A 25,498-nucleotide genomic window follows, 5' to 3' on the forward strand; every position below is an offset into this window, starting at 1 on the left:
TAAATCGGGGATTTGAAAGGTAGAGTATAAAAAATATTAACTATAAAGATGCAAAATAATAGGGAAGATAAATGGTGCAGTAAGGGATGTAATAATCCCGCATGTCATTAATGCCAATGAACTGTAAGCACCTTCTATATAATCAACTTCTGCAGCTCTTGCTGTTCCGACTGCGTGAGAAACCGTACCCATTGCTAAACCACGAGAGGCGTGAGTAGGAATACGTAGTATTTTAAATAACGAGTGACCAAAAATAGCCCCTAAAATACCCACGGCAATAACACATGCTGCACTGATAGCAGGAATGCCCCCAATAGAGTCTGCCACAGCCATCGCAATAGGTGTTGTCACTGATTTAGGTAAGATTGATGCAGCAATCTCAGGTGTTGCTCCTGCCCATAATGCAATGGCAGTGCCACTAACCATCGCAGCAATACTACCAATAAAGCAAATACTGATTAATGATTTCCACTGTGCGCGAATTTGGTGTAATTGCTGATAAAGCGGTATAGCTAAAGCGACAACGGCAGGTTGTAATAAGTCATTTAAAATACGACTACCTGCAAAATAATTTTCGTAAGGTATCTTGGCTATCAATAAAATAGGGATAATCACCACAATCGCAATTAAAAGCGGATTTAAAATAGGTAATTTAAATCGAGCTGCAAGTTTACGAGCTAAGTAAAAAATAAAAATACTTAAAGGAAGTGACCACCAAATATTCATCAACATGGCTAACATTTTTTCTTCTCACTTAACGCTTTATCGTCGTCTTTCTCTTTTGTTTCCACAATATCTTCAACTTGGTCTGGTTTCGAACCCACGATAACGCGCTCACGATGAACGTAGTGTGAGCAATATGCAACGAGTGCCATAACACCAAAGGTACTCACTACGCAGGCTAGAACGATGGGAAAAAGTTGCTGATTTAACAAATCATAATAGTTCATTACACCAACACCGATAGGGATAAAGAGTAATGACATGTTTTTTAAGAGGATATTGGCACCGGGTTTAACCCAACGCAAAGGGATAAGCTGGAAAGCAAGTAAACCAAAAAGGATCAGTAAGCCAACAATACTGCCTGGAACCGCAAAGGGTAGAAGGGCTGAAATAAGATTACCAGCAAAGAGACAAAGATAAAGTACCAAAAAAGATCGTAGATAATGCCAAAGTGTAATCTGCAATCGTGCCCGTTTAGATTTCATAAGTAAGTGTCCCAAATCAACTAACAGAATTATCATACACCGATTTTGAAAGTGTGCTATGGATCACAATAAAAAAAGAGCGGGGTTCTAATAGAACCCCGCCATTTATTTACTTGGCAAATGAATCTTGGTTGTTATTTCACTTGCTGACCCGGTTTTGCACCAGAATCTGGGCTGAGTAAGAAGATATCTTTATCGCCAGGGCCTGCTGCCATTACCATGCCTTCTGAAATACCAAAACGCATTTTACGAGGTGCTAAGTTTGCCACCATTACCGTTAAGCGACCTTCTAACACTTTAGGATCTGGGTATGCAGTACGAATACCTGAGAATACTTGGCGAGTTTTGCCACCTAAGTCCAAAATTAATTTCAGCAGTTTGTCTGAACCTTCAACAAAATCGGCTTGTTTAATTTCAGCGATACGCATATCGATTTTCGCAAAATCATCAAAGTTGATGGTTTCTTGGATCGGTGAATCTGCTAATGGACCCGTCACTTCTTTTACCGGTGCAATGGTGCTTTTTGAGGCTTCAACCATTGCATTGGCTTTATCCATCTCAATACGGTTAAACAACGCTTTGAATTTAGTGATCTCTTGGCCTAATAGTGGTTGTTCAAGTGCATCCCATGTTAATTGGGTTTGTAAAAAGGCTTCTGAGCGCTCTGTCAGTGAAGGTAATACCGGTTTCAGATAAGTCATTAGTACGCGGAATAAGTTGATCCCCATAGTACAGATTGCTTGTAACTGAGCATCTTGACCTTCTTGTTTTGCCACTACCCAAGGCGCTTTTTCGTCGATATAGCGGTTAGCTTCGTCTGCTAATGCCATAATTTCACGAACAGCTTTACCAAATTCACGATTTTCAAATGATTGTGCGATAGTTTCTTTCATATCAACAAAGTGTTGATAAAGTTTAGCATCATCTAAAGAATCAGCTAATTTGCCATCAAAACGCTTGCTGATAAAACCAGCTGTACGTGATGCAAGGTTAACCACTTTATTAACAATGTCGCTGTTTACACGTTGAACAAAGTCTTCTAAGTTTAGGTCAATATCATCAATGCGTGATGAAAGTTTTGCTGCATAGTAATAACGCAGGCAATCCGCATCAAAATGGTCAAGATAAGCGCGAGCAGTAATAAAGGTGCCACGAGATTTTGACATCTTCGCACCATTTACTGTGACATAACCATGAACAAATAAGTTTGTTGGTTTGCGATATTCGCTGCCTTCTAACATTGCTGGCCAGAATAAGCTGTGGAAATAGACGATATCTTTACCAATAAAGTGATAAAGCTCAGCTTTGCTGTCTTTATTCCAGAACTCATCAAAACTTAAATCACCACGTTTTTCACATAAGTTTAAGAAAGAGCTCATGTAGCCAATTGGTGCATCTAACCATACATAGAAATACTTACCCGGTGCATCTGGAATTTCGAAACCGAAATAAGGTGCGTCACGAGTGATATCCCACTGTTGTAAACCGCTGTCGAACCACTCTTGCATTTTATTCGCAACTTGCTCTTGCAGTGCACCAGAGCGTATCCACTCTTGCAACATGTTGCTAAATGCAGGTAAGTCGAAGAAATAGTGTTCAGTTTCACGCATAACAGGTGTTGAACCTGATACGACAGAGCGTGGATTAATTAATTCTGTTGGGCTGTAAGTTGAGCCACAAACTTCACAGTTATCACCATATTGGTCTTGCGCTTTACATTTAGGGCAAGTGCCTTTTACAAAGCGGTCAGGCAAAAACATGCCTTTTTCTTCATCATAAAGCTGAGAAATAGTTTTGCTTTTGATGTGACCATTCTTTTTCAGTGCAAGATAAATTTTAGTCGATAATTGGCGACTCTCTTCACTGTGTGTAGAGTGATAATTGTCATAACTGATATTGAAGCCAGCAAAATCCTGCTGATGCTCTTTGCTCATTTCTTCAATCATTGCTTCTGGGGTAATACCCAGTTGTTGAGCTTTCAGCATAATTGGGGTGCCGTGAGCATCGTCAGCGCAGATGAAATGAACTTCTTTGCCGCGCATTCGTTGATAACGGACCCAGATATCTGCCTGAATGTGCTCAAGGATATGACCGAGATGAATTGAACCGTTAGCATAAGGTAACGCGCAGGTTACCAATAATTTATTCGCGACGTGAGACATAGTAAGGATCTTACTTCCATAAAATTAATAAAAGGGACTTTGATGTTAACCGATCCGTCATGATGTCGCTAGGGCAATAATCGAGTTTTTGCAAGAGAAATTTCAGTTGGCAAATTGAGGTAAGGCATTATCGTAGTCATCTACTATCTGATATGATAGATGCACTCATATATTTAATAAATAATGAAAACGAGAGGAGCCGGGATGAGTGATAAATCCCCCGAGCAGACCACCCCTGAGATTCTGAACGAAAAAGTTTCAGGTGTCTTGTCTACTTTTGAACACCCGACATTGAAACGTAATCTGCTTTCTCTAAAAGCATTACATCAATGTGCGATGATTGACGATGTTCTTCATATCGAATTAGTGATGCCGTTTGTTTGGAAAAAACCTTTCCAAGTCCTAATCGAAGAAAAAACAGCTGAACTTCGCAACATCACTGGCGCAAAAGCCATTGAATGGAAACTCAAGCACAATATTTCAACCTTACGTCGTGCAAATGATCTGCCTGGTGTTAATGGTGTTCGTAATATTCTTGCAGTGAGCTCTGGTAAAGGTGGCGTAGGTAAATCAAGTACAGCAGTGAACCTTGCATTAGCACTTGCACAAGAAGGCGCTAAAGTAGGTATTCTTGATGCTGATATTTATGGCCCGTCTATTCCTAATATGTTGGGTACCACAATGGAGCGTCCAACGTCTCCTGATGGACAACATATGGCGCCAATTATGGCTTATGGTTTAGCGTCTAACTCTATCGGTTATTTAGTCACTGATGATAATGCGATGGTATGGCGTGGTCCTATGGCGAGCAAAGCATTAATGCAAATGCTCCAAGATACGCTGTGGCCTGACTTGGATTATCTGGTTATCGATATGCCGCCGGGAACAGGTGATATTCAATTAACCTTATCTCAAAACATCCCAGTAACCGCTGCTGTTGTAGTAACAACACCACAAGATATTGCTCTGGTGGATGCGATGAAAGGGATCGTCATGTTTAAGAAAGTCAATGTGCCTGTATTAGGTATTATTGAAAACATGAGCGCACATATTTGTAGCAACTGTGGTCACCTTGAACCTATCTTTGGTACAGGTGGTGCGGCGAAATTGGCTGAGAAGTATCATTGCGAACTATTAGGTCAAGTTCCTCTTCATATCTCTTTACGTGAAGACTTAGACCGCGGACAACCAACAGTGATGCGTGATCCTGAAGGCGAGTTTGCTGATATTTATCGCGAAATCGCGTCAACAGTTTCAGCTCAAATGTATTGGGATGGCGATGCAATCCCAACGGAAATTTCTTTCCGCGCAGTGTAATTGCAGTAAAATAATACGTTGAATTATTTGCTGATTTAAATGGAGAGTCATTTGGCTTTCCATTTTTTACATGCGATTTCCGACTGTTTTTGATAAAAAACAAATAGATTTCTGGTTTTACGCTGGAACCAGAGTGATTTCAAAACTATAATCTGCGCTAGCGTAATATTTACATATTATTACGTTATCCCTCTTTTTATTTCAAACCAGGTTTTTGATTATGGCTGACACAGCACATCAGTGCACAATTGTAGGTATCGCTGGAGCCTCTGCTTCGGGTAAAAGTCTTATTGCAAGTACACTTTACCGCGAATTAAGAGCGCAAGTAGGTGATCATAATATCGGGGTGATACCAGAAGATTGTTATTATCGTGACCAAAGTGATTTAACGATGGAAGAACGATATAAGGTCAATTATGACCACCCAAATTCGATGGATCACGCACTTTTATATCAGCATTTGTGTGAACTCAAAGCAGGAAAAACCATCGAACTCCCTCAATATGACTACGTTGCTCACACTCGCAAAGCAGAATCTATTCCTTTTCAACCCAAAAAAGTTATTATCATTGAAGGCATCTTATTATTAACAGATAAACGCCTGCGTGAAGAGATGGATTTCTCTATCTTTGTTGATACGCCATTAGATATTTGCTTAATGCGTAGAATTAAACGTGATGTGAATGAACGTGGACGTAGCTTAGATTCAGTCATTGAACAATATAATAAAACCGTTCGTCCTATGTTCTTCCAGTTTATTGAACCTTCTAAACAATATGCCGATATTATTGTACCAAGAGGGGGTAAAAACCGCGTTGCGATTGATATTCTGAAAGCAAAAATTGGACAGTTCTGCGAATAATAGGTTCATTTGTGGGCAGCTTTCATGCATGATGAAACTGCCTGTTTAATTTGAAGAAGGAAATAAAATGCGATTATGCGACCGTGATATTATTCAGTGGCTGGATGAAGGTAAATTAGTCATTGAACCCCGCCCGCCCGTCGAGCGAATTAACGGCGCAACAGCAGATGTTTGCTTAGGAAACCAATTCCGTGTTTTCCAAGGTCATACTGCAGCTTATATTGATTTAAGTGGTCCTAAGGCAGAAGTGAATGCTGCGCTAGAGCGTGTAATGAGTGATGAAATTGTTTTACCTGAAGGTGAAGCCTTTTTCTTACATCCTGGTGAATTAGCATTAGCTGTGACACTTGAATCAGTCACCTTGCCTGACAATGTTGTTGGATGGTTAGATGGACGCTCATCATTAGCTCGTTTAGGTTTAATGGTGCATGTTACCGCTCATCGTATTGATCCCGGCTGGCATGGACAAATCGTATTAGAGTTTTTCAATTCAGGTAAACTCCCACTCGCATTAAGACCGGGTATGGTTATTGGTGCATTAAGCTTTGAACCTATGTCTGGTTCTGCTGATAGACCTTATAATCGTCGTCAAGATGCAAAATATAAAAATCAACAAGGTGCAGTTGGTAGTCGGATTAGTGAAGATTAACTATCTTTATAATCATTATTATCATATTTCACTAAGCGGGTAATTGTATGAAAAGGTTTCTGACAACACTGGCTATTTTGCTTGTGGTTATTTTGGCAGGCTTAACAGCATTAGTTTTACTCATTAACCCGAATGATTTCCGTGGATACCTTGTTGAAAGGGTCGAAAAACAAAGCGGTTATAAACTTACATTGCAAGATGATATGCGTTGGCATGTATGGCCAAAGTTAAGCATTATTAGTGGTAAAATGTCATTGACAGCACCCGGTGCTGAAATGCCTTTAATTACAGCCGATAATATGCGTCTTGATGTTGAGTTATTACCGCTACTTTCTCATCAACTTGAAGTAAAAGAAGTCATGCTTAAAGGTGCTGTTGTTCGTCAAACACCGGAAAGCAAAGCTATTCCTAAAATATCACCACCTTCTACTCCTCGAGATATTTCTCGCCCAGTCATCGAACCTAGAGCCAATAATTGGCAATTGAATATTGCCAAAGTAAAAATTTCAGACAGCTTAATTATTTGGCAAATGAAAGACGGTGAGCAGCTTAATTTACGCGATATTAATTTATCGTTGAAAACAGACGAGAAAAAACAAGTTAGTCTTGAGATGAGCACGAAAGTGAATCGTGACCGTCGTGAGATCACACTAAATGTTGCCGCTAATGCGGATATGAACAGCTATCCTTACCGAATTGCAGGTAATATCACACAGTTAGATTATGCTTTATCAGGAATAGGGATCCCTGAAAATGGCATAGCAGGAAGTTTAACTTCAGATTTTACGATCCAAAATGAGGGCGTGAGAAAAGTTTCACTTGATAACTTAAATCTCACTGCTAATGATAGCCAACTGCAAGGTAATATCAGTGCGGAATTTTCAGGTAAAACACGTTATCAAGTTGACTTAAAAGGTGAACAATTAAATTTAAATACGTTGTTACCAGAGTTAGCTGAGGCTAAAACAACTGAAACCGCATTATTGACCCCTAAAGATAATAAGACGCCATCATCGTTTTCATTATTTAATACTGCACATGCAGCACCAGCGCCAAATGCCACCATTATGGCAAAGCCAGTTATTACTTCAGTGACTATTGAAAATAAAGAATATGATTTAACGCATTGGGGTGATATTGAATTTACGCTGAAATTGGCATTGAATAAGCTGCTTTATAAAGAGTTAGAGATTAATAATTTTAAACTTGATGCTCTAAATAATCCTAATTCGCTAAATATTCAAACCTTGACAGGACAAGTCCTTCAAGGTGATTTCTCACTTCCAACAGTTATCTCTACAAGCATTGTGCCAGCACATATCAGCATGGATGTCACAATGAACAATATTCCATTACAGCCACTATTGCGTGTGTTTAATCAACCTGAAAATTTCAGTGGATTAATTTCGGCAAAAGGGAATTTAGAAGGTGCAGGATATAACCGAAAAGCCTTTTATCATTATTGGCAAGGTACGCTCAATACATCTGTTAGCCAATTTAAAATGCAGGGATTAAATGTACCGCAGGTTATTCAGCAATCAGTTGCTCAAGCTACTGATAAAGTCATTTATCCTGAAGATATCGAAAGCTATACCCAAGCAGATAATGTGATTGCCCAATTTAAGTTAGCGCCAAAAGGGAAAGTCACCGTTAATTCACTTGATGCTCAAGCAGATGCCTATCAAATTAAAGGGCAGGGCAAAGTGGATCTTCAACGCCATTATCTTGATGTGATGTTACTTGTTAATATCAAAAAAGGTTGGGGTAAAGAAAACGAATTTATCCGTCAATTAGCTAAAATTGAAATTCCATTAAGGCTTTATGGTGATTGGAATGCGATTCAATATGAACTTAATATTGAAAAATTACTGCGTGATCAATTACAGCAAAAAGCCAAGCAAGCTATCGATAATTGGTTAAATAAAGAAGATGCTGAAAGCCCAGAAGTAAAAGCACTTAATCAGCTATTGAAGAAAATCTAATTTCACGATTTTTAACTTCATCACATTCTTAATAAAAGCACACTATTTTGATAATTGTGTGCTTTTTGCTTTATATCTATCATTTAATTTATGTTTTGAATGAAAAGTAAGCATTCGTGCTATGTATATGTAAAAAAATAGTCGTTTTTTTTGATATATGTCATACACTGCAACGTTGCCTTTGGGCAGAGTGTGTCAATCGCACTAAACGCAAAAATGATGATAAAAATAAAAAAACTTCATTTTATAAATGACTACTTTAGACAGGATAAATAAATGATTGAAATTCTTATCGGCGCCTTCGTTGCTGTAGGTGTTGGACGTTATATTGTAAAAGGCTATTCACCAACAGGTGTCTTAATGACGGGTGGTCTGTTATTACTGATCATCAGCGTTATTATGGGAAGAGCAGTTTTACCTGCAAGCGCAACTGCGACAGGTTATGGTTTAATTGATATTGTTGAGTATGTGAAAAATCTACTAATGAGCCGTGGTGGCGATTTAGGTATGATGATCATGATACTTTGTGGTTTTGCTGCTTATATGACACACATCGGTGCTAATGATGTTGTTGTTAAATTAGCATCACGCCCACTAAAAATGATTAACTCACCCTATCTTCTGATGGTTGCGGCTTACATTGTTGCATGTTTGATGTCACTGGCTGTTTCATCGGCAACAGGTTTAGGTGTGTTATTAATGGCAACGCTGTTCCCTGTCATGGTGAATATGGGAATTAGTCGCGGTGCTGCTGCTGCAATTTGTGCGTCTCCAGCCTCAATTATTTTAGCGCCAACATCAGGTGATGTTATTTTAGCCGCTGAAGCGTCTCAAATGCCGCTGATTGATTTCGCATTTAAAACCACATTACCTATCTCTATTGCTGCAATTATTGGTATGTGTATTGCTCACTTCTTCTGGCAACGTTATCTTGACCGTAAAGAACACATTGAAACTGAAATGTTAGACGTGAATGAAATCAAAACTCACGCACCAAGTTTCTATGCGATTTTACCTTTTACACCAATTATCGGTGTTCTCGTTTTTGATGGTAAATGGTTACCAGAGCTTCATATTGTTGCCATTATTATTATCTGTATGATTTTAGCGGCTGTGATCGAATTTATTCGTAGCTTTAGCGCAAAACAAGTTTTTGAAGGTTTAGAAGTTGCTTACCGCGGTATGGCAGATGCATTTGCTCAAGTTGTTATGTTATTAGTCGCAGCAGGGGTATTTGCTCAAGGTTTAACAACAGTTGGCTTTATTAATGCATTAATCGAAGGTGCTCAGTCATTAGGTTCAGGTGCGATTGTGATGATGATTGCACTGGTATTAATTACCATGTTAGCGGCAATGACCACCGGTTCTGGTAACGCACCATTCTATGCTTTCGTTGAATTAATTCCTCGTTTAGCAAGCAATATGGGTGTTAACCCAGCTTATTTAACTATTCCAATGTTACAAGCTTCAAACTTAGGCCGTACATTATCACCGGTTTCTGGTGTTGTGGTTGCGGTATCAGGTATGGCAAAAATTTCACCATTTGAAGTGATGAAACGCGTTTCTGTTCCTGTATTAGTTGGTCTTGTTATTGTTATTGTTGCTACTGAAATTCTTGTACCAAGTACATTGGGTTAATTTTTATTGTACTGAATTAATCTAGAATTATTGTTTTAAATTTTATTGGCGGGCTTTGCGATAAAACAAAGCCCGTTTTTTTATTTGTTTAAGAAAGATCGTATAAAAAATAATCAGTTAAACTGAATAAAAACATCAGCGACTTTTTTATCGCCTTCATAAATTTCAAATTTTTCTAATTCTTCTAATAAATGATGAGGGGCATGTTCAACTAAAAACTGCATATTACCCTCACTTACCCAATGTTCTGACTCTTTCTGTGTGTGAGTGATTTCAATTGCAAGGCTCCAACTATTTGGTTCATAAGGTAGTTGAATGGTTGGATAATAAAAACCACTCAAAGGAGGTGGTGATTGCCTTCCTCCTTCAATAGAGGTTAACCAAATGATTTTAACGCTGACATTGGTATGCATATTATTTTCCAGTAGACACAATCTTCAGATAAAAAATATCCGCCATAAAGGCGGATATTTTGCTATTTGACAGAGATTACGCTTCGTCAACGTTTTCTTCGTCTTCAGGTGTCGGTTCTACAATACGTACTTTATTAATTCGATGGTTATTCACTTCTAATGGCTCAAACTCAATACCATCAATCAAGATTTTTTCACCAACGGTTGGTACGCGTTGTAAGTGTTCCATTAATAAGCCCGCTAAGGTTTCATACTCACGTTTTTCATCCAATTTGATTGGAATATAAAGCACTAAGTCTTCAAGTGGTGTAAAGCCGTTAACTGTCCATGAACCATCTTCATTTTGAACCAAGTCGTGACGAGAATCGTTTTCTTCAGAACTGACTGGTAAGTTACCTGCGATGGTTTCCATAACGTCAGTCAGTGTCACGACACCTTCTACTGAACCAAATTCATCTACAACAAAGGCGAAGTGAGTGTGAGCGCTACGGAACTGTTCTAACGCTTGTAGTAAAGATAAACCTTCAGGGAAGATCAACGGTTGTGTGACCAGTAAACGTAAGTTTAGAGGTTCATTACGCAATTGTTGATTCAACAATTGAATAATATTAACCACACCAACAGGTTCATCACTGTGTTGTTCATCAGTAATCACTAAGCGAGAGTGGGGGTCCTTTTCCAATAATTGGCGGATATCATCTTGTGTTGAATTTAAGTCTACATATTCAACATCATGGCGAGACGTCATGATACTGTTCACATTACGTTGGCTTAAACCAAGCACACGCACAATCATTTGGCGTTCTTGTGGATCAAATACCTCTTCAGCATTAGAGACTAAATCAGATGTGTGATGATCTAATTCGGATGATTCAGGCTTACCATTAATAATACGTAACACCGCTTCAGCTGTTCGTTCACGTAAAGAACGAGATGCTGATAAGAATCGGCGACGGTTAAATTGTGCTAACTGATTAAAGACTTCTATCATGATAGAGAAGCCAATCGCTGCATACAGGTAACCTTTTGGAATGGCGTAACCAAAGCCTTCGGCAACTAATGCAAAACCAATCATCAGCAAGAAGCTTAAACACAAGATAACAATGGTTGGGTGATTATTGACGAAGTTTGTTAAAGGCTTACTTGCAAGGATCATCAAGAACATTGCAATAGTGACAGCCGCAATCATAACGCCTAAATGATCAACCATACCCACAGCGGTTATCACAGAGTCAAGCGAGAATACCGCATCCAGCACGATAATTTGTGCAACGACAGACCAAAAGCTGGTCGTTTTGCGTTGTTTCCCTTCGTTGTGATCTTTACCTTCTAGCCGTTCATTAAGCTCCATAGTGGCTTTAAACAGCAAGAATATCCCTCCGAGAAGCATAATTAAGTCTCTTGCACTGAAAGGATGATCAAACAGTGTAATAAGAGGTTTTGTCAGAGTGATAAGCCAAGAGAGACTAAATAACAACACAATTCGCATAACAAGGGCACACAATAAGCCAGTTATACGTGCTTTATCTCTTAGTTTTGCTGGAAGTTTATCTGCCAGAATAGCAATGAAAACAAGGTTATCAATACCAAGTACGATTTCGAGAACAATTAGGGTGGAGAGTCCTACCCAGATCGTCGGATCCAAGATCCATTCCATACAGTTTGTTTTACCTTCTATAAAGACGGCATATGCCGACTTGGGAATAATGAGCAATTTGAAGGAAATTTTCAATAATTTATTATCGATCGCAGGGGAATAATTTCATTTTGTCTAAAAGATTGTGATACCAATTACATCAATAACTACCACCAAGTGAGAGAGTGAGTTACTATGTGATCAGGTTAACAAATTGTCAGTACATTGATACTGGCAGGTTTATTTTCAGACGGGAGTTATTTTCATGTCAAAACAGCAAATCGGCGTGGTTGGTATGGCAGTTATGGGACGTAACCTTGCGCTAAATATTGAAAGCCGTGGTTATTCTGTATCCATCTACAACCGCTCAAGCGATAAAACCAACGAAGTTATCGCTGAAAATCCAGGTAAAAAACTGGTTCCGAATTATTCTATTGAAGAGTTTGTTGATTCGTTAGAAAAACCGCGCCGTATTTTATTAATGGTAAAAGCGGGTGAAGCAACGGATAAAACAATTGCTGCATTGACACCGCATTTAGATAAAGGCGATATCCTTATCGATGGCGGAAATACTTTCTTTAAAGATACCATTCGTCGTAACCGTGAATTATCAGCACAAGGTTTTAACTTTATTGGTACTGGTGTTTCTGGTGGTGAAGAAGGCGCATTAAAAGGACCTTCAATCATGCCAGGTGGACAAAAAGAAGCTTACGAATTAGTCGCGCCAATCCTTGAAAAAATTGCGGCTGTTGCTGAAGGCGAACCTTGTGTGACTTATATCGGTGCTGATGGTGCGGGCCATTATGTGAAAATGGTTCACAACGGTATCGAATATGGCGATATGCAACTGATTGCAGAAGCGTATTCAGTATTAAAACACTCTTTAGGTTTAACTAACGAAGAACTCGCAGAAACCTTTACAGAGTGGAATAAAGGTGAATTAAGTAGCTACCTGATTGAAATCACGGCTGATATCTTCCGTAAAAAAGATGACGAAGGTAAATACCTTGTTGACGTTATTCTTGATGAAGCGGCAAATAAAGGTACAGGTAAATGGACTAGCCAAAGCTCTTTAGATTTAGGTGTACCCGTTACTCTTATCACTGAGTCTGTATTTGCACGTTATATCTCTTCATTAAAAGATCAACGCGTTGCTGCATCTAAAGTATTATCAGGCCCAACACCTAAAGCATTCTCTGGCGATAAAAAAGCCTTTATTGAAAATGTACGTCGCGCACTGTATTTAGGTAAAATTGTCTCTTATGCTCAAGGTTTCCAACAACTGAAAGCCGCATCAGACGAATATAACTGGGATTTAAACTACGGTGAAATCGCGAAGATTTTCCGTGCGGGTTGTATCATTCGCGCTCAATTCCTGCAAAAAATTACAGATGCTTATAACGAAGATGCAAGCATTGCAAATCTGCTGTTAGCACCATACTTCAAACAAATCGCTGATGATTACCAACAAGCTCTGCGTGATGTTGTTTGTTATGGCGTACAAGCAGGTATTCCAACTCCAACATTCTCTGCGGCTATTTCTTATTACGATAGCTATCGTGCAGAAGTGTTACCAGCAAACTTAATCCAAGCTCAACGTGACTATTTTGGTGCGCATACTTATAAACGTACTGATAAAGATGGCGTATTCCACACAGAGTGGATGGAATAAAGCTTTAAAAAAAATAAGTTAAAACCTTTTGAGGTGCTGGTAATACAGCACCTTTTTTTATTTAATAAAAACAAATATTCAATTACTTATATTGCAGAGTAGTTGTTGAAAAAGTAGTAGCATCACTCTTTAATGTTATTTTCTATTGGCAGATCTTTCTAATAGAGGTATTGCTCTTTCCTCTCCCCAGCTTTGTAGTGCTGCTAAAACGTGAGAGAGTGATTCTCCATCTTCACTGAGTTTATATTCAACTTTAGGCGGAATTTCAGCATACACTTTGCGCTCAATAAGTCCGTCAGATTCAAGTTCACGCAACTGTTTAGTCAGCATTCGAGGCGTTATTGAAATAAGCTTTCTTTTTAGCTCATTAAATCGCAGTATTTTTCCCTGTAAATGGTAAAGGATCATGCCTTTTCCTTTACCTCCCATTAGTTCTAAAGACGCTTCAACAGGGCATCCATCATAGGTGTAGTCGTTATATCTATTCTTTTTGACAGTATCCATTTGTATCCTATATACATAAATTGTACGTACTTGCCAGACGGTAATTTATAATTAAAATGAGCCCGATACAAATGTCTTATTTGGAATAGGTGTAATAAATGAATTTATTAAAGATATTGAAAACACGTTATGCGACAAAACATTTTGATAAAAACAAAGTGATCCCTGAGCAAGAATTAGAACAAATTAAAGCATTATTACAACTAAGCCCATCAAGTGTGAACACTCAACCGTGGCATTTTATCATCGCGAAAACTGATGATGCTAAGCAGAAAATTGCTGGCTCAACAGAGGGTGGCTATGAATTTAATAAAGAGAAAATATTAAGTGCTTCACATGTTGTGGTTATGTGTGCAAGAAATACATTATCTGAAGAATATCTCTCTCATTTGCTTGAATTAGAAGATAAAGCTGGACGATATCCAGCAGCCGAATTTAAAGAGCAAAATAATCTTGCAAGATCATTTTTTGTTAATCTACATGAAAAACAACTTGGTGATTTATCTCATTGGATAGAGAAGCAGGTCTATCTAAATATGGGATCATTATTACTTGGAGCAGCAACGTTAGGAATAGATGCTCTTCCAATGGAAGGTTTTGATTTATCCAAAATAGATTCAACATTTTCTTTAAATGATAAAGGTCTTCATGCCGTGACAATTGTTGCATTAGGTTATAGAGAAGAAGATGATTTTAACTATAACTTACCAAAATCAAGATTGCCACAAAGTGAAATTATCACAGATATTTAGATTTTAAGTTTTTGATTTAAACCTCACTTTATTGAGTGAGGTTTTTTCATTATGGCTTTTATTTTAGCGAATGATTATCGTTATTTAATAAATTCAGTAATATCTATTTTAACTATTTAGGTTATTTAAAAAATCATTAATATCCATTTTTGCTAATTGATATTTTTCTTCTAATTTTTCTGGCTCGATTGCAATACCATCAATTGTAACTGTATCAACAGAATTAATACCAATAAATGCTAAAAGTGTTTTTAGATAAGGTATTGAAAAATCATTTTCGCCAGTTGTATAAATACCACCAGATGTAGATAAAATAAGTGCTTTTTTATTAGTAATAAGACCTGTCTTACCTGTCTTTGTATAAGAGAAGGTTAATCCATTTCGGATAATTAAATCAAAATAATTTTTTAGCTGATTTGGAATGGAGAAATTATACATCGGTGCGGTAATGACAATGATATCATTATCTTTTATTTCTTGTATTAAGGTGTTTGAAAGAGAAATGGCATTTCTCTGTTTATCTGTCATATGTTCAGGTTGCACTGAATAATAGGCTTGATATATTTCATCATCAACAACAGATAGAGGTGATTTTATAATATCTCTCTCTGTAATTGTTTCAGGTGAAGAATGCTCTAGCCATTTACTTAAAAAGAGATCTACTAATTTATTTGAATGAGATAAATCACCCGTAATAGTAGATTTTAAAATTAACGTTTTTTTCATATTAGCTCTTATTTAGATTATTTAAAAAATCATTAAAAATATTAGCTAGCCATTGAGGTTTTTCTTCATGAACAACATGTGAAGTAAAGGGCACATTCAATAATGAGGCTGATTCAATGTTTTCGACGATTTCTTGTGAATGAGATAAAGAAACCAGCATATCATTATCACCACGGCAAACTAATACAGGACAGTGAATATTCTTAATTGTTTCATTAGGATAGCCAGTTGTACTTTGATCTAACCACATTGTTTTAACTTGATTAAATAGGCGTTCAAAATCAGGCTTGGAATTAATATCTTGGTAATATTCACACTCTTGAGGAAAATTGTGTCGCCAATATTCAGGCGTAATCTCTTGATAGATCTCTTTAGCAGGATCATCATCCGTTAATTGCCAACTGGCACCAATAGTGATGACTTTATCAATTACGGGGATATTTTTAGCCGCTAAGCGTAAAGCAACAATCCCACCATCACTATGCCCAATAAGGGCACATTTTTTGAGTTCAAAAGCTTTAATCACAGTTTCTACATCAGACTGTAATTGCTGATAGGTTAATGAAATATCACCTAATGTGGATTTACCGTGTCCTCTAGAATCTATAGCAATAAGGTAGTAACTCTTTAAATAATTAACTAAAGGGTTAAACGAAGTTAAATTTCCCATTCCTCCATGCAATAAAATCACAGGGTAATTTTTAGGATCACCAAGTGTTTCAATATAAATTTCAGCGTTATCAATAAGAAAGGATTTACCTTGTTGATGAGCGAAATGTGTCATAGTTGAAGTCCTTATGTCTTCTATAACACTTATTCTAGCTTATCTTAATGACAGTATTTGTCAGTAGAGTTTTATTATTAGCCACTGGAAATGATGATTAACATGCGTTGTTTTTCGAATATTTCGTTTATTGATCTTTCGTTTATTTCGATTATAATGGTGGCGATAAAAACAACAATAGGATTTTCTAAAACTGAAACCTAAACAAATGGAAATGTCAAAATGGCCAATTTAATGATTAATAATATGAACTTACCAGATCCAAAGGAAATTGAGGTTGCTATAAAAGGGCAGCGAGAGCTAGCAACTTATCTATCGACTAAATTGGAAATACAAAAAATATCAATTGAGGACGATGAGCAAAATATTCATCAAATTGAACTGCCAACATCAGCATTGACACTACTGATGACTATTTTGGGTGAGCTTGCTATGGGAAATGCAGTTCAGGTTGTTCCCGTTCATGCTGAATTAACAACTCAAGAAGCCGCTAATATTTTAAATGTATCACGTCCCCATTTTGTGAAATTGTTAGAGGAAGGCAAGTTACCATTTCATAAAACAGGTCGTCACCGCCGAGTACTCTTTTCTGATTTAATGAGATACAAAAACCAAAGAGAAATCGAAAGTGAGAAAGCGATGCAAGAGCTTACCGATCTTAGCCAGGAATTAGGATTATATTAATGAATCATTCTCCTTATCCTGTCATATTAGATGCATGTGTTTTATATCCATCATTATTACGAGATTTATTAATACGCTTAGGGATAGCAGGACTCTACCAACCGCAATGGACTGCAACTATTCATAATGAATGGCAACGTAATCTTTTAAAAAATAGACCTGACTTAACATCAAAACAAATAGAATATATTGCTACGCTAATGGATAAAGCAATACCAAGTGCAATGATAAATGGTTATGAAGAGCTTATTGATGGGTTAGTTTTACCTGATTTAAATGATAGGCATGTTTTAGCGGCTGCAATTAGATGTAATGCTGAAACAATAGTCACTTTTAATTTAAAGGATTTTCCTAAAGAAAAACTGATTAAGTTTAATATAGAGGCACTTCACCCTGATGAATTTATATCTGACCTTTTAGATTTAAATCATGCATTAGTGTTATCTGTAATTTACAATCAAAGAAAAAACATGAAAAAGCCAGCAATGAATATACAGCAATATTTTGAATCTCTATTACGACAAAGTTTACCTATGACAGTCAAATCATTGGAAAAGTATACGGCGATTATTTAATAAAAAGAGAGTACTTAAATACTCTCTTTTTATTTGTTCTTTATTAAGAAATATAAAAATTATTGTTCAGATGCTTTTATATAATGTGTTTTTTCATTTATTTTATCTGATGTAAAATCAATATCTAAGTGAGCCTCTTCGGATATTTTTCCACTAAAAACATCATTCATTCTTTGTTTATCTAATGCATTTTCCCAGCGAGCAACAACAATACAGGCGCAAGCATTGCCAACAAGATTGGTCAATGCGCGACATTCTGACATAAAGCGGTCAATACCTAGTATCAAAGCCATACCTGCAACGGGAACACTAGGAACAACCGATAATGTTGCTGCAAGAGTAATGAAACCGGCTCCTGTAACACCTGCTGCACCTTTTGAGCTGATCATGGCAACAAAGAGTAATGTAATTTGTTCTGTTAATGACAAATCAACGCCTGTTGCTTGCGCAATAAATAATGCCGCCATGGTCATATAGATATTAGTGCCATCTAAATTAAAGGAGTAACCAGTTGGAATAACTAAACCGACGACGGATTTTTTACATCCTAGTTTCTCCATTTTACTCATTAATGTAGGTAGTGCGGCTTCAGATGAAGAAGTACCTAACACTAACCAAAGTTCATCTTTTATGTATTTAATTAAAGAGAGAATAGAAAAACCATTATATTTAGCAACCGCGCCCAAAACGACTAATACGAAAAGTAATGCTGTTAAATAAAAAGTAATTACCAACAACATTAAATTTCCAATGGAAGAAATACCATATTTACCTATCGTAAAAGCCATTGCACCAAAGGCACCAATAGGCGCTAACTTCATTAGTATACCAACCATCTTAAAGACAGGTTCACAAAGATGCTGTAAGAATTTTAATACAGGCTCGCCTCGTGAACCTATTGATGCTAACGCCAGACCAAAAACGACAGAAACAAACAGCACTTGTAAGATATTACCGTTAACTAATGGGCTAACGATAGTATCAGGGATGATATTCATAAAAAAATCAACAAGAGAAGAGCTGTGCGCCTGAGTGACATACATTTCTACTCGGCTACTGTCTAATGATTCAGGAGAGATATTTAAACCATCACCAGGGCGAATAATATTGGCAGTGATTAATCCAATAACCAATGCAATTGTAGAAAATGTGAGAAAGTAAATCATTGATTTACCTGCTACTTTTCCGACAGCCTTCATGTTACTCATACCAGCAATGCCTGTTACTACGGTTAGAAAGATAACAGGTGCGATGATCATTTTTACTATTTTGATAAATCCATCACCCAAAGGTTTGAATGACTCACCAATATCAGGGTAAAAATGCCCTAATAGAATACCGAAAATGATAGCAATAATAACTTGGATATATAACACACGATAAAAGGGGAGCTTGCGGGATGAAGTCTGCATAAAAATTCCCTGTAACTGAAAGATATTGACTAAATAAAAGAGAAGTTATGATGTAAATTATTATTTACATTTATTTTGTTGTGACAGGTAACTTAAAGGTATGCGTAAATCAGGTCAATAAAATAAAGTTGATTTTATCAAATATTGTGCTCTTCATCTAAAAAATTAGATTTAATTTCAATTTGTCGCTATTTTTGGAATTTATTTTTCTTAAATCAATAAGTTAATGAAATTATAATTTGTTTTAATTTATTGTATTTCTTTAAAATTATGTATACTTAGCTTTATTTTTTGGTGAATAAAATGATTTAAATGTAAATAAACCTTGATAAGGAGAAATGGGAAGGAGGTGGATGGTAGCTATTTGTTTTTATTGAATTTGTTGTTAAGGAAAAAATGAGCCACTAATAAAACCTTCAATATAAATAAATTCTAACCAACAAACAAATAAGCATTCAGAAAGAACAATAATAAATAAATTATAAAAAAGATAAGTGTTTATTTGTAGAGGTAAGAGATATAAAAAGTAAAAGAGCGCATAAGCGCTCTTTTATGGATCATGGAAAATGATCTTTATTTTACTGGGATTTTAATCGAATTGTCAGATTCAATTTCAATAGGCGCTAATGGAGCATCTTCAATAAATTCACTTGATGCTCTGCCACTAAAGACATCATTCATTCTTTCTTTATCTAAAGCATTTTCCCAACGAGCAACAACGATGCAGGCACAAGCATTACCTACAAGATTGGTTAATGCACGACACTCTGACATAAAGCGGTCAATACCTAGAATTAATGCCATACCTGCGACAGGAACACTCGGTACAACCGATAAGGTGGCCGCTAAAGTAATAAAGCCTGCACCAGTCACACCTGCGGCACCTTTTGAACTTATCATGGCAACTAAGAGTAGTGTGATCTGCTCTGTCAATGAAAGATCAATACCTGTCGCTTGTGCAATAAATAGAGCTGCCATTGTCATGTAGATGTTAGTACCATCTAAGTTAAAGGAGTAACCCGTTGGAATAACTAAGCCGACAACGGATTTTTTACAACCTACATTTTCCATTTTACGCATTAAACTAGGTAATGCTGCTTCTGAAGAAGAGGTGCCTAATACTAACCAAAGTTCATCTTTAATATATTTAATTAACGAGAGAATAGAGAAACCGTTATATTTTGCAACAGCACCTAACACGACAAGAACGAATAATAATGAAGTTATATAGAAAGTTAGAACAAGTAATACCAAGTTACTGATTGATGAAATACCATATTTTCCGATGGTAAAGGCCATTGCACCAAAAGCACCGATAGGGGCTAATTTCATTAGCATACCGACCATTTTAAATACGGGCTCTGAGAAGTTTTGTAAGAACTTAAGAACTGGCTCGCCACGCGTGCCGATAGACGCTAATGCGATACCAAAGACCACAGAAACAAACAGAACTTGTAAGATATTACCGTTAACTAATGGGCTGACAACGGTTTCAGGGATGATATTCATCAAGAAACCAACAATCGAAGAGTCATGCGCTTTTGCTACATAACTTTCTACTTTGCTTGCATCTAATGAGGCAGGGGAAATATTCAGTCCATCACCAGGACGAATAATATTTGCAACAATTAAACCAATAATTAATGCAATGGTAGAGAAAGTGAGGAAGTAAGCCATGGATTTACCCGCGACTGTACCTACCGCTTTCATATTATTCATACCGGCAATACCCGTTACCACAGTTAAGAAGATAACAGGAGCGATGATCATTTTTACAATTTTAATAAATCCATCACCAAGAGGTTTAAAGGATTCACCAACGTCAGGATAAAAATGTCCAAGTAAAATACCAAGTAGAATGGCGACGATAACTTGCACATATAGCACTTTATAAAGCGGTTGTTTTTTAGTTGAAGTTTGCATGAAGATTTCCCTGCACCTATTGGTACATTGTTTATATATTTATTTGTATGTTAGAAAATAACCGAGATGTAAATAGATTTTTACATTATTGTATTTTTATTGGTGCTAACTTAAATGTACGAGTAAATCAGGTCAATAACATAAAATCTATTTAGTTAATTATTGAGTGCTGAATCGAAAAAATAATTAAAAAATTTCTGTTTTGGACATTTTGTAGCGTTATAGCTAAGGTAATATGAAATTGATGGGATTTATTCTGATTTATTGATTATTTTTGGTGTTAAATATTGATGGTGTTTTAGATTAGATTATCTAATATTACTTTTTGGTGTGTAAATCTATATATACAATAAGAATAGATATCATGATAACAATTACCTTTAGCTGAATTATAACGAAGGTAATTGTTAACGATAAGTTGGCTTTTTTTATTACTCGCTTTCTTCATCTCGAATAAAAGAGATTAATTCAGGTTGTGCAATACGTTTGTAATCTTGCGCATTAAGAATAATTGAACGCTCTAATGTACCTGCATTAAAAGCTAATTCATCAAAACGTTCAAAAAGTAGCGGGTCAGCGATCAGCTTCAGTGCAGGATGAAAACTAAAAGGAGGGATTGCACCAAAGACGCATTGAGTAAGATCATCCACTTCTTTAGGGCTTGCTAGAGATGCCCTTGTTCCACCAATTTGGTGAGCGAGTTTTGATAGATCAGCTTGTTTATCGGCGGGTAGTATTGCAAGAACATGTTGTTTAACGCCGTTACCTTTTATATGGCAAACAAGTCCTTTTGCTCCCTGTCCTAATTGTGTTCCTCTGATTTTTGCAACTTCTTCAGAACGACCTGCGGTAGGGTGTTCCATAACACGGTAAGTAGCGTGGTTATTATCTAATAAAGCAGTAAGTTGCTCAAAAATAGTCAAAGACATCAATGGCTCCTGATTTAATAAGTTATTTCTTTGAGGTCATTATACGACTTTAAAAAAAATATTCTGCTGTGATGTTTACGGCTGGTTTTGATTATTTTGATAAGCTTTTCAAATTATTTTGTTACAAATGATAATATGTTAATAGTATTATCCTATTGAATTAATAGGGTAATTGGGCTTCTTTATTTAATTACCTGTAATAACATGATAAACAAATTGATATTTATTCATTATTTTGATGATGATCAATTTAAGAACAAAAAGAATAGAACATATTAAAACGTAGATTTAATTACTAAAAAGGAAGTCAATAATGGCAGTTTCAACATTCTATATCCCTTCTGTAAATAAAATTGGTGCTGGTTGCCTTGCTGATGCTGTAAGTTCAATGAAAGACTTCGGTTTTCATAAAGCGTTGATCGTCACTGATAGCATTTTAAATCAACTGGGTGTTGTTGATAAAGTCAGTAAGTTACTGACAGAAGCTGGTATTTCTAGCGTAACTTATGATGGTACTGCACCTAACCCTACAGTTGAAAACGTAGAAGCGGGTTTAGCTCTGCTGAAAGAAAATCAATGTGACTGTGTAATTTCTTTAGGTGGTGGTTCTCCACATGACTGCGCGAAAGGCATCGCGTTAGTAGCTTCGAATGGTGGAAAAATTGCAGATTATGAAGGTGTTGATCGTTCGGCCAAACCTCAATTACCACTGATTTCAATTAATACCACAGCAGGTACAGCTTCAGAAATGACACGTTTTTGTATCATCACAGATACTGCGCGTCATATCAAAATGGCTATCGTTGATAAAAACGTCACCCCAATCTTATCTGTAAATGATTCAGAATTAATGATTGGTATGCCAAAAGGTTTAACCGCTGCAACAGGTATGGATGCATTAACTCATGCTGTTGAAGCGTATGTTTCAATTGCTGCAAATCCAATCACTGATGCGTGTGCATTAAAAGCAGTTACTATGATCAGCGAGTCTTTACGTAAAGTTGTTGATAATGGTGGTGATGCACAAGCTCGTGAAAATATGGCTTACGCTCAGTTCTTAGCAGGTATGGCATTTAATAATGCTTCTTTAGGTTATGTGCATGCTATGGCTCACCAATTAGGTGGTTTCTATAACTTACCTCATGGTGTGTGTAATGCGGTTTTATTACCACATGTTCAAGCTTATAACATTCAAGCAGCTGCGGGTCGTTTAAAAGATATCGCACAAGCAATGGGTGTTGATGTTTCTGCAATGAGCGATGAGCAAGGTGCTAAAGCATGTATCGAAGAAATTCGTAAAATGGCTAAAGATGTTGGTATTCCAGCAGGTCTGAAAGAATTAGGCGTGAAAGAAGAAGACTTCAAAACATTAGCTGAAAATGCGCTGAAAGATGCTTGCGCAATCACTAACCCAGTTCAGGGTTCTGAAAGTGATGTTATCGAGTTATTCCGCCAAGCAATGTAATGCGTGAGAACTATAAAAATAGTTAACTAACTATTTTTCTAAAAAAAGCCGGTACTCTTATTAGTATCGGCTTTTTATTAATATTATATCCATCACTCTGCTTTTTTATGGCGCTCTTGCAGGCAACCTATTACATCAGAGAGTGATAATGATTGATCTTGTAATAGCACCATTAAGTGATAGAGCAAATCAGAGGCTTCATTCTTTAGCTCTTCTCTGTCATTAACAGTGGCAGCCAACGCAGTTTCTACACCTTCTTCACCCACTTTTTGGGCTATACGTTTTGTACCACTGGCATAAAGGCGGGCAGTATAAGAGCTATCTGGTGAGGCATTTTTGCGTTCACGTAATAAATTCTCAAGCTCATAGAGAAATCCCCATTGGCTCTGTGCTGGAGCAAAACAACTTTCAGTGCCGTTATGGCAAGTAGGACCGATAGGATTAGCTAAAATAAGTAAAGTATCGTTATCACAGTCAGGATAAATATTGACTAATTTTAGGAAGTTGCCTGATGTTTCACCTTTTGTCCATAAACGCTGTTTAGTGCGTGAATAGAAGGTAACATTTCCACTTTCTAGAGTGACATTTAATGCTTCTTTGTTCATATAGCCTAGCATTAATACATCACCCGAAATGGTATTTTGGATAACCACAGGCATGAGATTATCGACTTTTTCCCAATCTAATTGCGCTAATGTTTCATTATTCATTATATTCTTACCTTAACGTCATTCTTTGCAAGATACTGTTTTAATTCGTTGATATTAATTATTTGTTTATGAAAAACAGAGGCTGCAAGAGCGCCATCAACATTGGCTAATTTAAATGCATCAAGAAAGTGTGACATTTCGCCCGCTCCTCCTGAGGCGATAATAGGAACATCTGCAACTTGGCGCACTAGAGCGAGCTGTTTTAGGTCATAGCCTTGTCTTACGCCGTCTTGGTTCATCATATTTAAAACAATTTCACCGGCACCGAGTTGCTGAACTTCGCGTACCCAATCAAGGGTTTTCCAGTGCGTTTGTTGAGTGCGCTTTTCATCGCCAGTGAATTGATAAACTAAATACTCACCTGTTTTTTCATCAAACCAAGTGTCAATACCCACAACAACACACTGCACACCGTAGCGATCTGCTAAACGAGATATCAGTGAAGGATCAGAAAGTGCAGGGGAGTTAATCGAAATTTTATCTGCACCAAATGAGAGAATTTTCCCTGCATCTTCAACAGAGCGAATACCACCAGCAACACAAAAAGGAATATCAATCACTTCAGCGACACGTGATACCCAGCTTTTATCAACAACGCGACCATCAGAAGATGCTGTAATATCATAAAATACCAGTTCATCAGCGCCTTCTTTGGCATAGCGTTCAGCGAGAGGAACAATATCACCAATGATTTCATGGTTGCGAAATTGAACACCTTTAACAACTTGTCCATCTCGGACATCAAGACAAGGAATTATGCGTTTTGCCAACATGATATTGCCTCTTTTAATGTAAATTTGCCTTCTAATAATGCTCTACCAACAATAATACCGACAACACCAGATGCTGGAAGATCTGCAATATCTTGTAAATCACCAATACCGCCCGACGCTTGGAATAAAATATCGGGGAAACGCTGGCTAATTTCTTTATACAGTTCGACGTTAGAACCCGCTAATGTGCCATCACGAGAAATATCAGTACACAATACATGCTTTAAACCCACACTTTGATAAAGCTCGATGATCTCTTCAAGTGTATAGGGTGAGTTTTCTTGCCAACCACTGACAGCCACCCATTTTTTGCCTTGTTTATCAATACGAACATCGAGAGCTAATACGATGGCATCTGCACCATAGTGCTCAAACCATGTTTTTACCATCTCAGGTTGACTGACTGCGGTCGAGCCAATAACAACTCGACTTGCTCCTGCATCAAGTAGCGATTTCACATCATCTTCTGTGCGAATGCCTCCACCTACTTGTACTGGCACAGAGACACAAGCAACAAGCTCTTTTAGTAGTGAAATTTGGCGAGCAGAAGGATCTTTTGCACCTGTTAAATCCACTAAGTGAAGTAATTTTGCGCCATCTTTTTCATATTGTTGGTAGCGAGTCAGCGGATTATCATCATAATCACGCTGTTTTGCATAATCACCCTGATGTAAACGAACTACTTTTCCATCAATTAAATCTAATGCTGGAATAATCATAAT

General features: G+C 37.1%; 24 protein-coding genes. 10 read left to right on the forward strand and 14 right to left on the reverse strand.

Going from position 1 to position 25,498, the window contains the following annotated elements:
• Positions 1-36: 36 nt before the first annotated feature.
• The 3 genes from D7029_RS05915 to metG all read right to left on the reverse strand — a co-directional run bounded on the left by D7029_RS05915 (position 37) and on the right by metG (position 3,370).
• Positions 37-732 (reverse strand): CidB/LrgB family autolysis modulator, encoded by a 696-nt coding sequence (locus D7029_RS05915; protein ID WP_102949522.1) that lies wholly within the window; start codon positions 730-732, stop codon positions 37-39.
• A 2-nt stretch (positions 733-734) separates the two neighbouring features.
• Complete coding sequence (locus D7029_RS05920) at positions 735-1,208, reverse strand: CidA/LrgA family protein (protein ID WP_194952107.1); 474 nt, start codon at positions 1,206-1,208, stop codon at positions 735-737.
• 134 nt (positions 1,209-1,342) lie between these two features.
• Positions 1,343-3,370, reverse strand: coding sequence for a methionine--tRNA ligase (gene metG / locus D7029_RS05925; RefSeq protein WP_194952108.1), 2,028 nt, complete (start codon positions 3,368-3,370; stop codon positions 1,343-1,345).
• 204 nt (positions 3,371-3,574) lie between these two features.
• On the opposite strand from metG, the gene apbC reads away from it, so the two are divergent.
• The 5 genes from apbC to dcuC all read left to right on the forward strand — a co-directional run bounded on the left by apbC (position 3,575) and on the right by dcuC (position 9,818).
• Positions 3,575-4,687 carry an iron-sulfur cluster carrier protein ApbC gene (gene apbC / locus D7029_RS05930; RefSeq protein ID WP_075672537.1) on the forward strand — a complete coding sequence of 371 codons (1,113 nt, stop codon included), beginning with the start codon at positions 3,575-3,577 and terminating at the stop codon, positions 4,685-4,687.
• Positions 4,688-4,907: 220 nt separating this feature from the next.
• Positions 4,908-5,549, forward strand: coding sequence for a uridine kinase (gene udk, locus D7029_RS05935; protein ID WP_023581260.1), 642 nt, complete (start codon positions 4,908-4,910; stop codon positions 5,547-5,549).
• Between the two features lie 67 nt (positions 5,550-5,616).
• Positions 5,617-6,198 (forward strand): dCTP deaminase, encoded by a 582-nt coding sequence (dcd, locus tag D7029_RS05940; RefSeq protein ID WP_006537532.1) that lies wholly within the window; start codon positions 5,617-5,619, stop codon positions 6,196-6,198.
• A 47-nt stretch (positions 6,199-6,245) separates the two neighbouring features.
• Positions 6,246-8,180 carry an outer membrane assembly protein AsmA gene (gene asmA, locus D7029_RS05945; protein ID WP_194952109.1) on the forward strand — a complete coding sequence of 645 codons (1,935 nt, stop codon included), beginning with the start codon at positions 6,246-6,248 and terminating at the stop codon, positions 8,178-8,180.
• A gap of 276 nt (positions 8,181-8,456) precedes the next feature.
• On the forward strand, positions 8,457-9,818 hold the full coding sequence (dcuC, locus tag D7029_RS05950; protein WP_088493344.1) for an anaerobic C4-dicarboxylate transporter DcuC: 1,362 nt from the start codon (positions 8,457-8,459) through the stop codon (positions 9,816-9,818).
• Between the two features lie 113 nt (positions 9,819-9,931).
• Here dcuC and D7029_RS05955 read toward each other — a convergent pair whose 3' ends face one another.
• Positions 9,932-10,231 (reverse strand): hypothetical protein, encoded by a 300-nt coding sequence (locus tag D7029_RS05955; RefSeq protein ID WP_194952110.1) that lies wholly within the window; start codon positions 10,229-10,231, stop codon positions 9,932-9,934.
• 76 nt (positions 10,232-10,307) lie between these two features.
• The gene (locus D7029_RS05960; protein ID WP_194952111.1) at positions 10,308-11,888 is read right to left on the reverse strand and encodes a TerC family protein; all 1,581 of its coding nucleotides are present in this window, start codon (positions 11,886-11,888) and stop codon (positions 10,308-10,310) included.
• A 244-nt stretch (positions 11,889-12,132) separates the two neighbouring features.
• Here D7029_RS05960 and gndA point away from each other — a divergent pair, with 244 nt between their 5' ends.
• Entirely contained in the window at positions 12,133-13,539 is a 1,407-nt protein-coding gene (gene gndA / locus D7029_RS05965) for an NADP-dependent phosphogluconate dehydrogenase (protein ID WP_023581264.1), read from the forward strand.
• A 135-nt stretch (positions 13,540-13,674) separates the two neighbouring features.
• Here the strand turns inward: gndA and D7029_RS05970 are convergent, their stop codons facing one another.
• Positions 13,675-14,043: a winged helix-turn-helix transcriptional regulator gene (locus D7029_RS05970; protein ID WP_075672530.1), complete on the reverse strand. Its 369-nt coding sequence runs from the start codon at positions 14,041-14,043 to the stop codon at positions 13,675-13,677.
• Between the two features lie 98 nt (positions 14,044-14,141).
• Between D7029_RS05970 and nfsB the strand changes: the two genes are divergently transcribed.
• A complete protein-coding gene (gene nfsB / locus D7029_RS05975; protein WP_088493341.1) occupies positions 14,142-14,795 on the forward strand; it encodes an oxygen-insensitive NAD(P)H nitroreductase in 654 nt (217 codons plus the stop codon).
• Between the two features lie 108 nt (positions 14,796-14,903).
• Here the strand turns inward: nfsB and D7029_RS05980 are convergent, their stop codons facing one another.
• Together D7029_RS05980 and D7029_RS05985 are read right to left on the reverse strand one after the other, a co-directional pair.
• Positions 14,904-15,521, reverse strand: a complete 618-nt coding sequence (locus D7029_RS05980) for an FMN-dependent NADH-azoreductase (RefSeq protein ID WP_194952112.1) — start codon at positions 15,519-15,521, stop codon at positions 14,904-14,906.
• Position 15,522: 1 nt separating this feature from the next.
• Entirely contained in the window at positions 15,523-16,305 is a 783-nt protein-coding gene (locus D7029_RS05985; protein WP_194952113.1) for an alpha/beta fold hydrolase, read from the reverse strand.
• A gap of 222 nt (positions 16,306-16,527) precedes the next feature.
• Here D7029_RS05985 and D7029_RS05990 point away from each other — a divergent pair, with 222 nt between their 5' ends.
• Positions 16,528-16,989 (forward strand): helix-turn-helix domain-containing protein, encoded by a 462-nt coding sequence (locus D7029_RS05990; RefSeq protein WP_194952114.1) that lies wholly within the window; start codon positions 16,528-16,530, stop codon positions 16,987-16,989.
• Entirely contained in the window at positions 16,989-17,564 is a 576-nt protein-coding gene (locus D7029_RS05995; protein WP_194952115.1) for a PIN domain-containing protein, read from the forward strand. Before D7029_RS05990 ends, D7029_RS05995 begins: the two co-directional genes overlap by 1 nt.
• 59 nt (positions 17,565-17,623) lie before the next feature.
• On the opposite strand, the gene D7029_RS06000 is transcribed toward D7029_RS05995, so the two are convergent.
• The 3 genes from D7029_RS06000 to D7029_RS06010 all read right to left on the reverse strand — a co-directional run bounded on the left by D7029_RS06000 (position 17,624) and on the right by D7029_RS06010 (position 21,828).
• Positions 17,624-18,976 carry a dicarboxylate/amino acid:cation symporter gene (locus D7029_RS06000; RefSeq protein ID WP_194952116.1) on the reverse strand — a complete coding sequence of 451 codons (1,353 nt, stop codon included), beginning with the start codon at positions 18,974-18,976 and terminating at the stop codon, positions 17,624-17,626.
• A gap of 573 nt (positions 18,977-19,549) precedes the next feature.
• Positions 19,550-20,899 (reverse strand): dicarboxylate/amino acid:cation symporter, encoded by a 1,350-nt coding sequence (locus tag D7029_RS06005; RefSeq protein WP_194952117.1) that lies wholly within the window; start codon positions 20,897-20,899, stop codon positions 19,550-19,552.
• A gap of 431 nt (positions 20,900-21,330) precedes the next feature.
• Positions 21,331-21,828, reverse strand: coding sequence for a YbaK/prolyl-tRNA synthetase associated domain-containing protein (locus tag D7029_RS06010; protein WP_194952118.1), 498 nt, complete (start codon positions 21,826-21,828; stop codon positions 21,331-21,333).
• A 313-nt stretch (positions 21,829-22,141) separates the two neighbouring features.
• Here D7029_RS06010 and yiaY point away from each other — a divergent pair, with 313 nt between their 5' ends.
• Entirely contained in the window at positions 22,142-23,293 is a 1,152-nt protein-coding gene (gene yiaY, locus D7029_RS06015) for an L-threonine dehydrogenase (protein ID WP_088493339.1), read from the forward strand.
• 92 nt (positions 23,294-23,385) lie between these two features.
• On the opposite strand, the gene hisIE is transcribed toward yiaY, so the two are convergent.
• Genes hisIE through hisA form a run of 3 tightly spaced genes read right to left on the reverse strand, consistent with a single transcriptional unit; the run spans position 23,386 to position 25,495 of the window.
• On the reverse strand, positions 23,386-24,003 hold the full coding sequence (hisIE, locus tag D7029_RS06020; RefSeq protein ID WP_194952119.1) for a bifunctional phosphoribosyl-AMP cyclohydrolase/phosphoribosyl-ATP diphosphatase HisIE: 618 nt from the start codon (positions 24,001-24,003) through the stop codon (positions 23,386-23,388).
• Positions 24,003-24,776 (reverse strand): imidazole glycerol phosphate synthase subunit HisF, encoded by a 774-nt coding sequence (gene hisF / locus D7029_RS06025; RefSeq protein ID WP_023581269.1) that lies wholly within the window; start codon positions 24,774-24,776, stop codon positions 24,003-24,005. Before hisF ends, hisIE begins: the two co-directional genes overlap by 1 nt.
• Positions 24,758-25,495 carry a 1-(5-phosphoribosyl)-5-[(5-phosphoribosylamino)methylideneamino]imidazole-4-carboxamide isomerase gene (gene hisA / locus D7029_RS06030; RefSeq protein ID WP_194952120.1) on the reverse strand — a complete coding sequence of 246 codons (738 nt, stop codon included), beginning with the start codon at positions 25,493-25,495 and terminating at the stop codon, positions 24,758-24,760. The genes hisF and hisA overlap by 19 nt, the downstream gene beginning before the upstream one ends.
• Positions 25,496-25,498 lie beyond the last annotated feature (3 nt).

Source organism: Proteus vulgaris (assembly GCF_016647575.1).
GTDB lineage: Bacteria > Pseudomonadota > Gammaproteobacteria > Enterobacterales > Enterobacteriaceae > Proteus > Proteus mirabilis_B.